14 protein-coding genes are annotated in these 14681 nt (G+C 73.4%); 1 reads left to right on the top strand and 13 read right to left on the bottom strand.

Annotated features, from left to right (window positions below; translation table 11 throughout):
• Positions 1-147 precede the first annotated feature (147 nt).
• Positions 148-645 carry a transcriptional regulator BldD gene (bldD, locus tag BCD49_RS26075; protein ID WP_007516363.1) on the top strand — a complete coding sequence of 166 codons (498 nt, stop codon included), beginning with the start codon at positions 148-150 and terminating at the stop codon, positions 643-645.
• A 174-nt stretch (positions 646-819) separates the two neighbouring features.
• On the opposite strand, the gene nusB is transcribed toward bldD, so the two are convergent.
• The 13 genes from nusB to BCD49_RS26010 form a co-directional block, all read right to left on the bottom strand.
• A complete protein-coding gene (nusB, locus tag BCD49_RS26070; protein ID WP_083401707.1) occupies positions 820-1227 on the bottom strand; it encodes a transcription antitermination factor NusB in 408 nt (135 codons plus the stop codon).
• A complete protein-coding gene (efp, locus tag BCD49_RS26065) occupies positions 1224-1787 on the bottom strand; it encodes an elongation factor P (RefSeq protein WP_007516365.1) in 564 nt (187 codons plus the stop codon). The genes nusB and efp overlap by 4 nt, the downstream gene beginning before the upstream one ends.
• Before the next feature lie 273 nt (positions 1788-2060).
• Positions 2061-2504, bottom strand: a complete 444-nt coding sequence (gene aroQ / locus BCD49_RS26060) for a type II 3-dehydroquinate dehydratase (RefSeq protein WP_007516366.1) — start codon at positions 2502-2504, stop codon at positions 2061-2063.
• A complete protein-coding gene (aroB, locus tag BCD49_RS26055) occupies positions 2504-3613 on the bottom strand; it encodes a 3-dehydroquinate synthase (RefSeq protein WP_051467478.1) in 1110 nt (369 codons plus the stop codon). The genes aroQ and aroB overlap by 1 nt, the downstream gene beginning before the upstream one ends.
• A gap of 5 nt (positions 3614-3618) precedes the next feature.
• Entirely contained in the window at positions 3619-4131 is a 513-nt protein-coding gene (locus tag BCD49_RS26050; RefSeq protein WP_007516368.1) for a shikimate kinase, read from the bottom strand.
• Positions 4128-5327, bottom strand: a complete 1200-nt coding sequence (gene aroC / locus BCD49_RS26045; protein ID WP_027141349.1) for a chorismate synthase — start codon at positions 5325-5327, stop codon at positions 4128-4130. Before aroC ends, BCD49_RS26050 begins: the two co-directional genes overlap by 4 nt.
• Before the next feature lie 118 nt (positions 5328-5445).
• Positions 5446-6120: a prepilin peptidase gene (locus BCD49_RS26040; RefSeq protein ID WP_007516370.1), complete on the bottom strand. Its 675-nt coding sequence runs from the start codon at positions 6118-6120 to the stop codon at positions 5446-5448.
• Positions 6121-6141: 21 nt separating this feature from the next.
• Positions 6142-7170, bottom strand: a complete 1029-nt coding sequence (locus BCD49_RS26035; protein ID WP_007516371.1) for a shikimate dehydrogenase — start codon at positions 7168-7170, stop codon at positions 6142-6144.
• A gap of 254 nt (positions 7171-7424) precedes the next feature.
• On the bottom strand, positions 7425-10403 hold the full coding sequence (mltG, locus tag BCD49_RS43710; protein ID WP_007516372.1) for an endolytic transglycosylase MltG: 2979 nt from the start codon (positions 10401-10403) through the stop codon (positions 7425-7427).
• Positions 10400-10963 carry a Holliday junction resolvase RuvX gene (gene ruvX / locus BCD49_RS26025; RefSeq protein ID WP_083401695.1) on the bottom strand — a complete coding sequence of 188 codons (564 nt, stop codon included), beginning with the start codon at positions 10961-10963 and terminating at the stop codon, positions 10400-10402. The genes mltG and ruvX overlap by 4 nt, the downstream gene beginning before the upstream one ends.
• A gap of 4 nt (positions 10964-10967) precedes the next feature.
• The gene (gene alaS, locus BCD49_RS26020) at positions 10968-13619 is read right to left on the bottom strand and encodes an alanine--tRNA ligase (protein ID WP_027141352.1); all 2652 of its coding nucleotides are present in this window, start codon (positions 13617-13619) and stop codon (positions 10968-10970) included.
• 260 nt (positions 13620-13879) lie between these two features.
• The gene (locus BCD49_RS26015) at positions 13880-14152 is read right to left on the bottom strand and encodes a DUF6167 family protein (protein WP_007516375.1); all 273 of its coding nucleotides are present in this window, start codon (positions 14150-14152) and stop codon (positions 13880-13882) included.
• Positions 14153-14656 carry a DUF948 domain-containing protein gene (locus tag BCD49_RS26010; RefSeq protein ID WP_007516376.1) on the bottom strand — a complete coding sequence of 168 codons (504 nt, stop codon included), beginning with the start codon at positions 14654-14656 and terminating at the stop codon, positions 14153-14155. It lies immediately after the preceding gene.
• Positions 14657-14681: the final 25 nt, after the last annotated feature.

Below are 14681 nucleotides of genomic sequence, written 5' to 3'. Positions count from 1 at the left end.
TGGCGCTACAGAAAGTGGTACAAAGAAAGAGGCGACACGACCCCCCTCATGTCGGGTCGCAACCGCCTGGGCACTACTATCGGTAACCGCCGACGGCAAGAGCCTCGGCTCCATCTGACTCAGACCACGACAGGAGTGGGCACTCCGATGTCCGACTATGCGAAGGCGCTCGGTGCTCGGCTGCGGGCAATACGCACCCAGCAGGGGCTCTCGCTGCATGGCGTGGAGGAGAAGTCGCACGGTCGGTGGAAGGCCGTCGTCGTGGGCTCCTACGAACGTGGGGACCGCGCCGTCACCGTTCAGCGTCTGTCCGAGCTCGCCGAGTTCTACGGCGTGCCGGTGGGCGAGCTTCTTCCCGAAGGCTCGACCGTCGCTCCGCTGGAGCAGTCTCCGCGCATCGTCCTTGACCTCGAGCGGCTCTCGCAGGTCCCCAAGGAGCAGGGCGGCCCGCTCGCCCGGTACGCGGCCACCATCCAGAGCCAGCGCGGCGACTACAACGGTCGCGTCCTGTCGATCCGCTACGAGGACCTGCGTTCCCTCGCGGTGATCTACGACACCTCACCGAGCAAGCTCACCGAGCAGCTCGTGTCGTGGGGGGTGCTCTCCCCCGAGGCCGGCCAGGAGGCAGCCTCCTCGGACGCCTGAGGGCGTCCCTCAGCCTGACGCCGGGGCACAACCCGGTACGCCGCACGAGGCGGCGTACCGGGGCAGCCGCGGACCGCGGCCGGCCCACTCGCGAGGCGAGCCAGCCGGCCAGCAGGTAGAGAACTCTCCCCGGACCGGCGGAGAGCCGTCCGCGCGGCTTCCGGGGAGCCAGAGCTAGCCGACCGACGGTTTCCCGTCGAGGAGGCTGGCGAGCAGGCCGTTGACGAAGGCCGGTGAGCGGTCGGTCGAGACCGACTTCGCCAGTTCCACCGCCTCGTCTATCGCCACCCGGTCGGGGACGTCGTCCCGCCAGACCATTTCCAGGACCGCGATCCGCAGGATGTTGCGGTCCACCGCCGGCATCCGCTCGAGTGTCCATCCCTCGGCATGCTCGGCGATGAGGCCGTCGATCCGCCGCCGGTGCTCGGTCACGTCCCGGACCAGGTCACTGGCGTACTCGCTGACCGGTGGGTCGGACTGGGCCGACCGCGCCGCGAGCGTCTCCAGCGGAGAGGCGGACCGCAGGTCCGCCTCGTAGAGAATGTCGAGCGCGCGTTTGCGCGCCTTCGACCTGGCGCTCAGCTGGTCACCCGGCCGAGGTAACGCCCGTCGCGGGTGTCGACCTTCACCCTCTCGCCGGTCGTGACGAACAGCGGCACCTGGATGGTCGCGCCGGTCTCCAGCTCCGCGGGCTTCGTGCCACCCGTGGAGCGGTCGCCCTGCAGGCCCGGGTCGGTGTGCGAGATCGTCAGCTCGACGCTCGCCGGGAGCTCCACGTACAGCGCGACGCCGTCGTGCAGCGCCACCGTCGCGACGGTGTTCTCCAGCATGTAGTCGGCGACCGTGCCCACGACGTCCGGCGGGATCGGGATCTGGTCGTAGGACTCGCTGTCCATGAAGACGAACTCGGCGCCGTCGCGGTAGAGGTAGGTCATCTCCCGCCGGTCGACGGTCGCCACCTCCACCTTGACGCCCGCGTTGAAGGTGCGGTCGACCACCTTGCCGGTGAGCACGTTCTTCAGGGTGGTGCGGACGAACGCCCCGCCCTTGCCCGGCTTGACGTGCTGGAAGCCGACGACGTTCCACAGGACACCGTCGATGTCGAGCGTCATGCCGTTCTTCAGGTCGTTCGAGGTTGCCACAGTGCCGAGTCTCTCTGTGTGATCCGCTTCGTCGAGGTCGCGGACGAGTCTACTGAGTCACTGGTCCGCTCCGTCCGGGCGGCGCGCTCCGGTGCTCCGCGGAGGCGCGCCTCCGCGGAGGCCCGGCCCCGAGCGAAGCGAAGGGGTTGGGCCGCAGCGGAGGTCGCCGCAGCGCACGTTCGCGGAGGAGGACACGGTGCGGAGGTCCCGTGGGAGCGAAGCGAGTACGGGGCCGTAGCGCCCTGCCCGCACGGAGCGAACCAGAGATACAGCTCAGACGTTCTTGGACAGGCGGGCCGCTAGCGCGCGCAGCGCGAGCAGATAGCCCTCGACGCCGAGGCCGGTGATGGTGCCGGTCGCGACGGGTCCGATGACGCTGACGTGCCGGAACGACTCACGCGCCGCCACCTGGGACAGGTGTACCTCCAGGAGCGGCCCGGTAAGCGCCGCCGCCGCGTCGCGCAGCGCGTACGAGTAGTGCGTCCACGCACCGGGGTTGAGGACCACCGCGGCGCCGCTGTCGGCGGCCTCGTGCAGCCAGCCGATCATCGTCGCCTCGTCGTCGGTCTGCCGGCAGTCGACGGCGACGCCGAGCTCCGCCGCGGTCTTCTCCACCTCGGCGACCAGCTGGGCGTACGTCGTGCGCCCGTAGACCGCCGGCTCCCGCTTGCCGAGCCGGCCCAGGTTCACCCCGGACAGCACCAGGATCGGCGTCATCAGCGCGTCCCCTCCCCCGCGGCCACCGCGTCGAACGCGGCCCGCACCAGGGCGGGATCCGGGTCGGCGAGGATGCGCGCCGACCCGAGCGCGTCGAGGACGACGAAGCGCAGCATCCGTCCGCGCGACTTCTTGTCGACCCGCATCGCGGCCAGCAGGTCGGGCCAGGCCCGCTCCGGGTAGCTGACGGGCAGGCCGACCCGGGTAAGCAGCTCGCGGTGGCGCTCGGCGACGGCCCGGTCCAGACCGGCGGCCAGCCGGGACAGCTCGGCGGCGAACACCATCCCGACGGAGATCGCCGCGCCGTGCCGCCAGGTGTAGTGCTCGACCTTCTCGATCGCGTGCCCGAGGGTGTGGCCGTAGTTGAGGATCTCGCGCCGGCCGGCCTCCCGCGGGTCACCGGAGACGACGTCCGCCTTGACCCGGATCGCCCGCTCGATGAGTTCGGGCAGGTGAGCGGCGCCGGTCGGGTCGGTGTCCAGCAGATCGAGGATCGCCGGGTCGGCGATGAAGCCGGCCTTGACCACCTCTGCGAGCCCGGCCGCGGTCTCCGCCGGCGGCAGCGTGGCCAGCAGCGCCGTGTCGCAGAGCACGGCCAGCGGCTGGTGGAACGCGCCGACGAGGTTCTTGCCCGCCGCCGTGTCGATGCCGGTCTTGCCGCCGACGGCCGCGTCGACCATCGCCAGGACCGTCGTCGGCACCTGGACGACGTCCACGCCGCGCAGCCAGCAGGCGGCGACGAAACCGGCGAGGTCCGTCACCGTGCCCCCGCCGAGCCCGATCACCACGTCGTCGCGGGTGAAACCGAGCCTGCCCAGCTCGTCCCAGCAGCGGCCCGCGACGGACAGCTCCTTGGCCTTCTCACCGTCCGCCACGGCGATCGGGTGCGCCTCCACCCCGGCGGCCCGCAGGTCCTCGACCGCGCCGGCCGCCTGGGCGGCCATCGCCGCGGGATGGATGACGGCCGCGCGGGTCCGCCCGGCGACCACGCCGGCCAGCTCGTCGACCAGCCCGTCCCCGACGAGCACCTCGTAGGCCCGCTCCCCGGCGGGCGCCACCGCGACCCGGACCGGTCCGGTCGCCGTTCCCACCCCCGCCGCACCGCTCATCGCACTCACGCCGAGATCCTCGCAACCACGTCCTCGGCGACCTCTTCCGGGGTTCGCCCGCTGGTGTCCACCACGACCGCCGCCACCTCCTTGTAAAGCGGACGGCGCTCGCGCAGCAGCGCGGCCAACCGCGCCCGCGGCGCCTCGATGAGCAGCGGGCGGTCGCGGGCGAGGCCGACGCGCCTGGCGGCGTCGGAGACGTCGACCTCCAGGTAGACGACCGTGTGGCCGGCGAGCGCCGCCCGGCTGGCCGGGTCGATCACCGCGCCGCCGCCGAGGGCGAGCACGCCCGGATGCTCGGCGAGCGCGGCCGCGACGGCGGCGCGCTCGGCGGCCCGGAAGGCGTCCTCGCCCTTCTCGATGAAGATGTCGGCGACGGTCATGCCGAGGGCGGCCTCGACGTCGGCGTCGGTGTCGCGCAGCGTCACCCCGAGCCGCGCGGCGAGCAGCTCGCCGACCGTCGTCTTGCCGGCCCCAGGCGGGCCGACCAACACGGCCGCCGGCCGGACGCCGCTCACGAGAGCACCGCCAGCGACTTCAGGTAGGACTCGTAGTTGCGGCGGGTCTCCTCGACCGAGTCGCCGCCGAACTTCTCCAGCGCCGCGTCGGCGAGCACCAGCGCGACCATCGCCTCCGCGACGACGCCCGCCGCGGGTACGGCGCACACGTCGGAGCGCTGCGCGATCGCCACGGCGGTCTCGCCGGTCGCGACGTCGACGGTCGACAGCGGGCGGGAAAGTGTGGAGATCGGCTTCATCGCGGCGCGGACCCGCAGCACCTCGCCGTTGGTCATGCCGCCCTCGACGCCGCCGGCCCGGTCGGTCGCCCGCCGCACCCGCTGCACGCCGCCTTCGGGCGCCAGCACCTCGATCTCGTCGTGCGCCGCCGACCCGCGCCGCCGGGCCGTCTCGAACCCGTCGCCGAACTCCACGCCCTTGATCGCCTGGATGCCCATCAGCTCGCCGGCGAGGCGCGCGTCGAGCCGCCGATCGCCGTGCACGTAGCTGCCGATGCCCGGCGGCAGCCCGTAGACGACCACCTCGACGACGCCGCCAAGGGTGTCCGCGTCCTTGTGGGCCGCGTCGATCTCGGCGACCATCCGGGCGCTCGTCCCGGGGTCGGCGCACCGGCACGGATCCGCGTCGACCGCCTCGAGCGTGCCGGGCGCCGGCAACGGGGTCCCCGGCGGCACCGCGACCGACCCGATCGACAGGACGTGCGAGATCACCTCGAGGCCGTAGGCCTGGCGCAGGAACGCCTTCGCCACCGTCCCGAGCGCGACCCGGGCAGCYGTCTCCCGGGCGCTCGCCCGCTCCAGCACCGGCCGGGCGTCGTCGAAGCCGTACTTCTGCATGCCCGCCAGGTCCGCGTGACCTGGCCGCGGCCGGGTCAGCGGCGCGTTGCGGGCGACGCCGTCCAGCTCCTCCGGGGCCACCGGGTCCGGCGCCATCACCGTCCGCCACTTCGGCCACTCGGTGTTGCGGACCACGACCGCGACCGGCCCGCCGAGGCTCTCGCCGTGCCGCAGCCCGCCGAGCAGCTCGACCTCGTCCTTCTCGAACTTCATCCGCGCCCCGCGCCCGTACCCGAGCCGGCGGCGCGCGAGCTCGCCCGCGATGTCCGCGCTGGTCACCCGGATCCCCGCCGGCAGGCCCTCCACGGTCGCCACCAGCGCCGGCCCGTGTGACTCCCCTGCCGTCAACCACCGCACCATGCCGTCCAGTCTTTCATGCGCCTCGACCAAGCCAGCCCAGACCAGACCACTATTGATCTTTGGTGCCAGGGCGCGCGGCGCGGCGCGCCCTCACGGGCGAACCGGAGGGCGCGGCGGGTCAGGCGCCCGTGGCGGCGACGAGGATCGCGACGAAGGCGCCGAGCAGCAGATGAGGGCCGTAGGCGATGGGGTCGGAGCGGGTGGCGCGGCGGGTCAGGAGCAGGACGCCGGCGTAGAGGCCGGCGATGACCAGCCCGGTGAGCAGGCCCAACAGCACCGTCGACGGGCCGAGCCAGCCGAGGGCGGCGCCGAGCAGGCCGACCAGCTTCACGTCGCCGAGGCCGAGACCGCCGCGCGGGATCAGGTACATCGCGCCGAAGACGGCGAGCAGGACGCCCGCCGCGGCGGCGGCGTCGATCGCGCGGCGGGCGTCCCAGGTGCCCCGGCCGAGGCCGTCGACGACCGCGGCGAGGCCCAGCAGCGCGGCGAGGACCGGGTAGCTCGGCAGGACGACCGCGTCCGGGAGCCGGTGGACCCGCAGGTCGACCGCCGCCAGCACGATCCCGGCGAGGGTCAGGTAGAGGTAGGCGGGCAGCCAGCCGGGGCGGTCACGCAGCGCCGCCGTGACCGCGGTCACGGCGATCACCGTGACCGCGGCGAAGGCCGCCGTCGACGGGACCGGCCGGCGCACCGGATCGCCCTCGTAGGGGGTGAACGCGCCGACCACCCGGGGCATCAGCGGCACCGTCGCCACCGCGGCCACCGCGAGCGCCACGGCGACGGCCAGCCCCACCCGCCCCACCCGCGCCGTGCGCTAGCGGGCGCGGCTGGTCAGGCCCAGGCCGCCCGTGCCCGGGAAGGCGGACGCGGTGGTGACGCGGCGGGTGAGGGCCTGGGCGCCGGCGGCCATGAGCAGGTCCACGTCGACCGGGCGGCCGGTGAACAGGGTGACCTGCTCGGCTGCCTGGGCGGCCAGCACCGCCATGCCACCGGAGACGCGGGCGCCGGCACGGTAAGCCGTCACGGCGAGCGCCGTGGGCCACGGGTGGTAGAGCAGCTCGACGAGGGGGCAGCCGGCCGGCCAGGTCCACTCGGCCAGTTGGTCGGTGACGCCCTCGGGCGTGGTCGCGACGACGAGGTCGGGTCCGGAGCGCAGGCCACCGGCGACGATCTCCCAGGGCAGCGCCGTGACCGTGAGCCCGACGCGCTCGCCGATCTCGGCGAGCGGGGCGACGGCGGCGGGGCGGCGGGCGATGACGCCCGCGCGGCGCACCCCGACGCTGGCGAGCGCGGCCACGGCGGCGCGCGCCGTCCCGCCGGCACCCAGAATGAGCGCGCGCACGGGCGGCGCGGTGCGGGCCCTGGGCAGCGCCGGCATGGCCGGCTGGTCGGGGGTGGCCGGGGAGCCGGCCGGCAGCGAGGGAGCGAGTACCGTCTCGGCCCCGCTGGGCCCCCGGCCGACGCCGAGGACCTGGCGGATGGCGTGGCGGATGCCGGCGATGTCGGTGTTGTGGCCGGTCAGCGTCCCGTCCGGCTCGACGACGATCGTGTTGAGCGCCCCGACCAGCCGGGCGCTCTCGTCGAGGCGGTCGACGAGCTCGATGGCGGCCGTCTTGAGCGGCATGGTCAGCGACAGACCGGCCCAGCCGGGTTCGCCGCGGACCTGCCTCAGCAGCGCCGGCAGCGTCGCCTCGTCGGTCTCGATCGCGGTGTACGACCAGTCGTCCAGGCCGAGCGAGTGGTAGCCCGCCTGGTGCAGCACCGGCGACAGCGAGTGCGCGATCGGCGACCCGAGCACCGCCGCCCGCCGCGGCCCCGGCGGGGGTGGGGAGGCCTCAGCCATGGCGGCCACGGTCCTCGGCGACTACCGGGGCCCCGATCGGGGCTGAGGGCGTGTTTGCGAACGGAGACACAACGGACCAGGTTGACATAGCCGCGGCCGCTGGTCCAGCCGCCGGCCGCGACGCGTCCGCGAGGCGCGACCCCTCGGGCGGGTCCGGGCGATCGCGCTCGCCCGGGGACAGACTGGCGGCGATCCGCGGGGACCTCCGCGGCGACGACGGTGCGGCCTCGTCGCCCCGGAGCCCGTCCCGGGTGTCAGTCACCAGGCTGCGCGCCCTCGGCGCGAGCCTTGTTCTCCGCGGCGATCCGCTGGTCCTCGGTGGTCGAGAACTCCGTGAACCCCGACTTGGGCAGCCACACGAAGTACAGCCAGGTCCCGTCCGCCGGGCCGAGCGCGGCGTCCAGAGCCGCCTTGCTGGGGTTCGCGATGGCGCCCGGCGGCAGGCCCGTGCCGTTCGGGTTGTTGGCCGACGTGTTGTACGGGCTCGGGTTCGCCAGATCGCTCTGGGTGAGCTGCCCGGTGGGCTTGTCCACGGCGTAGCGCGTCGTCGCATCCATTCCGAGCGTCCGGAACGCGCCGGTCCGGTCGCCGAGCCGGTTGTAGACCACCCGCGCGACCTTCGGCCGTTCCTCGGGAAGACGCACCTCCATCTCGACGATCGAGGCGATGGTGATGATCTCGGACGGGGTCCTGCCCAGCCGCGCGGCCCTGCCCTCCAGGTCGAGCGCGGTGGCCGTGCTCACGAACTGGTCGACCATGTGCTGCAGGGTCTGGACCGGCGTTTCCTTCGGGTTCAGGTTGTACGTCGTCGGGAAGAGGTAGCCCTCGACCTTGTTCTTCGCGCTCGGCCCTGGGTCCTTCCAGTAGCCCGGCAGCTTCAGCCCATGGCCCGCCGGGTCCTTGACGATCGCCTCGTACTGGTCCTTCGGCACACCGAGGATCCTGGACACCTCGGTGATGATCCATTCGACCGTCCTGCCCTCGGGGATCGTGAGCCGGTACTTGTTCGCCGTCGGGTCGAGCAGCGCCTCGAGCGCACCCGCGGCGCTCATCTCCTTCTTCAGCGTGTACGTCCCCGGCTGGATCTTGATGGAGTCCGGGTTGTTGGCCGCGGCGGTGATGAACGCCTTCTGGCTCTTGACCACACCGGCGTCGAGCAGCACCTTCGCGATGTTCTGCGCGCCCGCGCCCTGGGCGACCGTCACGGTCACGCTGCCAGTACCGGGACCGGGATAGTCGGGAATCTCCGGCGGGCCACCGATCTTGCCGATCATCTTGCCGCCGACGAAGATCAGACCGCCCAGCACCAGCGCGACCACCACGAGCATGGCGAGCAGCTTCGGCAGCGCGCTGCCGCGGCGGCTCCCGCCATCGGCGCCCCGGTGCCGGCTCATGCCGCCCAGCGGATGCGCGCCGCGTCGCCGGTCGTCATCGCCCGCCGGGTCGACGTCGTGATCGAGATCATCATCCAGCTCATCGTGGTGGCCCCGACCGGAGCGGCCCAGGTCATCGTCGTCATCCAGGTAGTCGTCGTGATCGAAGTCGTCGTCGTCGAACTCGGCATGGCGCGCGCCGCGATGGCCATCCTGGCCTGTTCGGCCGCCAGGCGCGCGCGGGTCGGCCGGGTAGCGCTCGTCCTCCGCGTCGTCGGGGCCGTACAAATCGTCAGGTGGGGCGATCCGGAAGCGCAGCGCCTCGGTGCGCCGCTCCATCCCCGCGGGGCCACGGCGGCCCGCCGGGTGGCCGCCCTCGTTCGGGGGAGGCGGCGGCGCGGAGTGCGCGCCGGTGCCGAGGCTCCCGGGGCCGGCGTACGGTGCCGGCTCGGGTCGCGCCGGCTCGGGTCGCACAGGCTCGCCATAGCCGCCGCCCACGTCGCGGTGGCCGCCCGGCGGCAGTCCGCCCGTCTGGGCGGCCGTGAAGCCACCGGTGCCACCGGTGCCGCCCGCGCCGGACACGTCGGCCGGACCGGAGAACCAGGTCGTGCGGGACGGCTCGGCCGTGCCGGAGAGCCCGGCCGTGCCGGATGGCCTGCCCGTCGCGGGGAACCCGTCCGCGACGGGCAGGCCATCCGGGCGTGAGAGCCCGCTGCCGGTGGCATATCCAGCCGCGGGGTAGCCCCCGTCATAGCCGGTGACGTCGAATCCTGTGTTTCCGCCCACGTCGGGCTGGGCCTGGGCCGACGGGTACGGATCGGCGGAGGCCTGCTGCCCGTCAGCCACATACCCGGCGTCCAGGTAGCCGGAGCTGGCACTGGTGCCCGGTTGGACGGCTTCACCCCGAGCGAAGTAGCCGCCTGGCTGCTGGTCTCCGGTCCGTGGGTACGGGTCGACGAGGAACGGGTTCTGGTAGGCGGACTCGCCCGTGCCGCCCGTGTTCGCGGCGTCGTGGCCTGATCCGCCGGCCTGGCCGTAGCCGCCTGGCGCCGGATACCCGGCCGCGCCGTCGCCGGCTCCCTGGCCGGTTGCGCCCTGGACGCCATAGGCGTCGTAGGTGCCGTAATCGTTGGCGCCCGCCCCGTAGCCGGGGTTCTGGTGGTCCGTCGGCTGGTATCCGCCGCCGGCCGGCTGGTATCCGCCGTCGGCGGCGTAGCCAGCCGCCGGGTAGGCGCTGTCCTGGTAGCCGGTCTGGTAGCCCGCCGGGGCCTCGCCCGTCGGCGGGCCGGTCACCAGCGGGCCGGTCACCGTCGGTCCCAGGGGAAGGCCGCCGTCGACCGTGGGACCCACGTACGGGTTGAGGACGGGCGGGCCGACCACCGTCCCGCTCATCGGCGGGCCGGAGACGGACGGGCCAGGGGCGAAGGAGCCTGCGGCCGAGGGACCGGACACGGACAGGCCGGGGAAGTCCACAGCGGGGAAGGCCGAGCCGACCGTCGGGCCGGACAGGTCGGGCCCGCTCGACGTCACACCCGCCTGGCCCCCCGGATAGCCGGGCTGATCGCCGACGGTGAAGACGTCCCCATAGCCTGGGCCGGTGGCGCCATAGCCAGGTCCGGTAGGTGAAAAGCCACCGGTGGGACCGCCGACGGCGGGCGCCGCGAACGGGTCACCGGCGACGGGCGAGCCGCCGACGGTGATGTCCGCCGCGTCATCCCGCGGGTCACCCACCGCGAACGGATCGACGGGCCGGGTGCCGTCCCGCGGCGGGCTCGACCATGGGTCGTTCCCGTTCCCGTTCCCGTATCCGTACCCCGCCCCGCCCCCGACGCCGTTGTCGAGGTCCCAGTGTTGGCTCACCGATCTTCCGTCGGGCGGCGGTCCCCGGGGGGTCCGCCGGGTGCACCACGACGCGTGTCCAGGGCGTGTTGCAGGATCTGCACGGCTGCCTCCTGGTCGACGAGATCGCGACGGGCACGAGATCTCAACCCACGCTCGGCCATTCTGCGATGCGCCGCCACCGTCGTCAGCCGCTCGTCGACGAGCCTGACAGGTACCGGGGCGACCCGGTCGGCCAGCATCCGCGCGTACTGCCGCGCGGCGCTGGCCGCCTGACCCTCCTCGCCAGCGAGGGTCATGGGCAGACCGACCACCACCGCCACAGCCTCCCGTTCCCGGGCAATCTCGGCAAGCTGGGCGAGATCTCTGTTTTCAGACACGTCCCGACGAAGGGTACCGACCGGTAGCGCGAGCACCCCATCCGGGTCGCTCGCGGCCACGCCGACGCGCACCGTGCCGACGTCGACTCCCAGCCAGACGCCGCGCGGCAGCTCCCGCCGGTCGGCGCGATGTCGCGGCTTGCGCCGCCGCTGTGGTGCCGATCCGCCCGGATCCGCCCCCGCCGTCCCCGCCGAGGCCACAGGCTTAGGAGGCGGCGTTCTCGGCCACCAGCTCGCGGACCTTGGCCAGCGCGCGACCGACGCCCGTCACGTCGCCGCCGCCGCCCTGGGCGACGTCCGGCTTGCCGCCGCCCCGACCGCCCAGCTCGGCGGTCGCGGCCTTGACCAGGTCGCCCGCCTTCAGGCCAAGGGCACGCGCGCCCTCGGTGGTGACGACGACCAGGAACGCCCGCTCGCCGGCCGCGGAGGCGGCCGCGACGACCGCGGGGCGGTCGATGAGCCGGCCGCGGACGTCGAGCGCCAGCCTGCGCAGGTCGTCCGCGGACGTCCCGTCCGGCGCCTCGGCGGCGACGAGCGCGACCCCGTTCACGTCGACGGCGCTGTTCGCGAGGCCCGCGGCGCCCGCGAGCACCGCCTCGGCGCGCAGCCGCTCCAGCTCCTTCTCCGCGTCGCGCAGCCGGGTGACCACGTCGGAGACCCGGTCGACCAGCTCGTCGGGGCGGGCCCTGAGCACGCCCGACAGCTGTGAGACCAGCAGGTGCTCGCGGGCCAGGTAGCGGAACGCGTCCAGACCGACCAGGCCCTCGACCCGCCGGGTACCCGCGGAGATCGACGACTCGGAGAGCAGCTTGACCGCGCCGAGCTGGGCGGAGCGGGCGACGTGGGTGCCGCCGCACAGCTCGCGGGCGTAGTCGCCGACGTCGACGACACGCACCCGCTCGCCGTACTTCTCGCCGAACAGCGCCATCGCGCCCAGCCTGCGGGCCTCGTCCTGAGTCGTCACGAACGCGGTCACCTCCAGGTCGCGCAGCGCGACCTCGTTGACCTCGTCCTCGACGTCGGCGAGCACGGCGGCCGGCACCGCGCCCATCGCGTGGAAGTCGAACCGCAGCCGGCCCGGCGAGTTCAGCGACCCGGCCTGGGTCGCGGCCTCACCGAGGGCGCGGCGAAACGCCGTGTGGACCAGGTGGGTGGCGGTGTGCGAACGGGAGATCGCCCGGCGCCGGTCGGCGTCGACGGTCACCTCGACCTCGGCGCCAAGGCGCAGCTCGCCGCGCAGCACCCTGCCGCGGTGCATGAACAGGTCCGGGATCGGCTTCTGCACGTCGAGGATCTCCACCTCGCCGCCGTCGAAGACGAACCGGCCTAGGTCGGCCTCCTGGCCGCCGGACTCGGCGTAGAACGGCGTCGTGTCGATGACGATGCCGACGTCCTCGCCCTCGCCGGCCGCCGGGATGCCCTGCCCGGTCGCGGCCGACACCAGCCCGACGACGGTCGCCGCCCGGGAGAGCTCGGTGTAGCCGGTGAACGAGGTCGGGCCGGAGCGGGCCAGGATCGGGCGGAACACCGACAGGTCGACGTTGCCGATCCGGCGGCCCGCACGGTCGGCCTTCGCGAGCTCACGCTGACGGTCCATCAGCCGCCGGAAGCCCGGCTCGTCGACGGTGAGACCCTGCTCGGCGGCCATCTCCAGCGTCAGGTCGATGGGGAAGCCGAACGTGTCGTGCAGCTGGAACGCCTCGTCGCCGGCGAGCTGGGTGGCGCCGGTGGCGCGGGCCTTGCCGACCGCGGTGTCGAAGATCGTGGTACCGGTGCGCAGCGTCTCCAGGAACGCCTGCTCCTCGGCGACGGCGACGCTGGTGATCGCCGCGCCGCGGTCGATCAGCTCGGGGTAGATCGAGCCCATCGCGGCGCGCGCGACACCGAACAGCTCCGCCATCACCGGCTCACGCCCGCCGAGCAGGCGGACGTTGCGCACCGCGCGGCGCAACATCCGGCGCAGTACGTAGCCGCGGCCCTCGTTGGAGGGCACGACGCCGTCGGAGATCAGCATCGCGGCGGTGCGGGTGTGGTCGGCGATGACGCGCAGCCGGACGTCGTCGGTGTGACTCTCGCCGTACCGCCGGCCGGTCAGCTCGCCCGCGCGGTCGAGCACCGGGCGGGAGATGTCGATCTCGTAGAGGTTCTCGACACCCTGGAGCAGGGTCGCCATCCGCTCCAGGCCCATGCCGGTGTCGATGCTCTTCGCCGGCAGGTCACCCAGGATCGGGAAGTCGTAGCCGGCGCCCTCCCCCCGCGCGTACTGCATGAAGACGAGGTTCCAGACCTCGAGGTACCGGTTCTCGTCGGCCTCCGGGCCGCCCTCGCGGCCGTACGCCGGGCCGCGGTCGAAGTAGATCTCGCTGCACGGGCCGCACGGGCCGGGCACGCCCATCGACCAGTAGTTGTCCTCCTTGCCCCGGCGCTGGATGCGCTCCTCGGGCAGCAGGGTCCGCCAGATCTCGGCGGCCTCGTCGTCGTCGTGGTAGACCGTCGCCCACAGATCGTCGATCTTGAAGCCGTAACCCTCGGTCAGCAGCTCGAAGGCGAACGGGATGACCTCGGCCTTGAAGTAGTCGCCGAAGGAGAAGTTCCCGCACATCTGGAAGAAGGACGCGTGCCGGGCGGTCTGGCCGACGTTGTCGATGTCGACCGTGCGGACGACCTTCTGCACGCTGGCCATCCGCGGCGCCGGCGGCGCCAGGTCACCGAGGAAGTAGGGCTTGAACGGCACCATGCCGGCGTTGACCAGCAGCAGCGTCGGGTCCTCGGCGATCAGGGACGCGCTGGGGACAACAAGGTGGCCGCGCTGCTCGAAGTGGTTGAGAAAGCGCCGGCGGATCTCGGCCGTTTCCATCGGATTCACGTCGTCCAGAGTCGAGGTGTCACGGTCAGGGCGGTGACCCGCCCGTGACCGAGCGGTCAGGGATGACGCGGCGCCGGGCACCTGCCCACCGGCACCGCAGATCTAATCCAACTTAGTACGTGAGGCACGGGCAACGGCGCGCGCGGCGTTGCGACGTCACCGTACTGCCACGCCGCGCGACGACACCACGAGGTTTCGCCGTCCGCCGTCCGCCGGCCACCGTCCGCCGGCCATCAGCGGGCGCCGGCCTGCTACAGGCGGCGCGGATCCGGCAGGCTCGGCGCCTCGGAGGCGCCCGCGGGCAGCTCGTCGTCCTGATCGTCGTAGAGGCCGAGCGCGTCCCGCAGCTCGTCCTCCCGCTCGGCCATGAACTCGCGGACGTCGGCCATGAACTCCGACAGCGACGCCACCAGCGAGCCCGCCATGCTCCCCGGAGACAGCGCCGACGCGGCCTTGGCCGCCTGGCGGACGACCAGCACTCCGGCGACTGCGCCGAAGGTGACGTAGAACAGCCGGCGCGACATCTAGCGGCCCCGCACCGGCTCGTCGAAGTCGGCCGCCGTGGGCTGGACGGGGGCCGCGCGCCGGCTCGCCCGGGCGGCCTTCTTCTCGGCCTTCATCTCGGCGGCGACCCGGGAGCCGACCTCGGCGCGGGTCCGCTTCGCCGCGGCCTGGCGGACGCCGTAGGAGAAGGCCGCGACCCGCACGATCGGGCCGCCGACGGTCGCCGCGAACAGCGAGCTCATCGACGACACGTTCGTGCTGATGTTCTGCACGTTGGCCGTGATCGCGTCGATCCGGTCCAGTTCCTTGTTGACGTGCGAGAGCGCGACGTTGACCTCGTCGACGGTGGCGCCGGCCTGGCGGACCCGGGCGGTGCCCTCGTCGATGGCGATGCCGGTCTGGCGGACCCGGGCCGCGGTCTCGTCGAAGATCTTGCCGAGCTTGTAAAGGGCGTAGCAGCCAAAGAGGACGAGCACGGCGAAGGCGCCCGAGGCAATCAGCCCCGCCATCGCGCCACCGGACATCTTCGCTCCTCCTCCGTGGTGGGCC

Source organism: Pseudofrankia sp. EUN1h (assembly GCF_001854645.1).
GTDB lineage: Bacteria > Actinomycetota > Actinomycetes > Frankiales > Frankiaceae > Pseudofrankia > Pseudofrankia saprophytica.
Note: the sequence above shows the minus strand (reverse complement) of the source record. Positions and strands in the feature narration are given on the sequence as shown.

Bases quoted from the DNA above. Each gene is read 5' to 3' on its own strand.
- bldD (WP_007516363.1), top strand. From the start codon at position 148: ATGTCCGACTATGCGAAGGCGCTCGGTGCTCGGCTGCGGGCAATACGC.
- aroQ (WP_007516366.1), bottom strand. From the start codon at position 2,504: ATGACGCCGATCCTGGTGCTGTCCGGGGTGAACCTGGGCCGGCTCGGC.
- aroB (WP_051467478.1), bottom strand. From the start codon at position 3,613: ATGAGCGGTGCGGCGGGGGTGGGAACGGCGACCGGACCGGTCCGGGTC.
- BCD49_RS26035 (WP_007516371.1), bottom strand. From the start codon at position 7,170: ATGGCTGAGGCCTCCCCACCCCCGCCGGGGCCGCGGCGGGCGGCGGTG.
- alaS (WP_027141352.1), bottom strand. From the start codon at position 13,619: ATGGAAACGGCCGAGATCCGCCGGCGCTTTCTCAACCACTTCGAGCAG.
- BCD49_RS26015 (WP_007516375.1), bottom strand. From the start codon at position 14,152: ATGTCGCGCCGGCTGTTCTACGTCACCTTCGGCGCAGTCGCCGGAGTG.
- BCD49_RS26010 (WP_007516376.1), bottom strand. From the start codon at position 14,656: ATGTCCGGTGGCGCGATGGCGGGGCTGATTGCCTCGGGCGCCTTCGCC.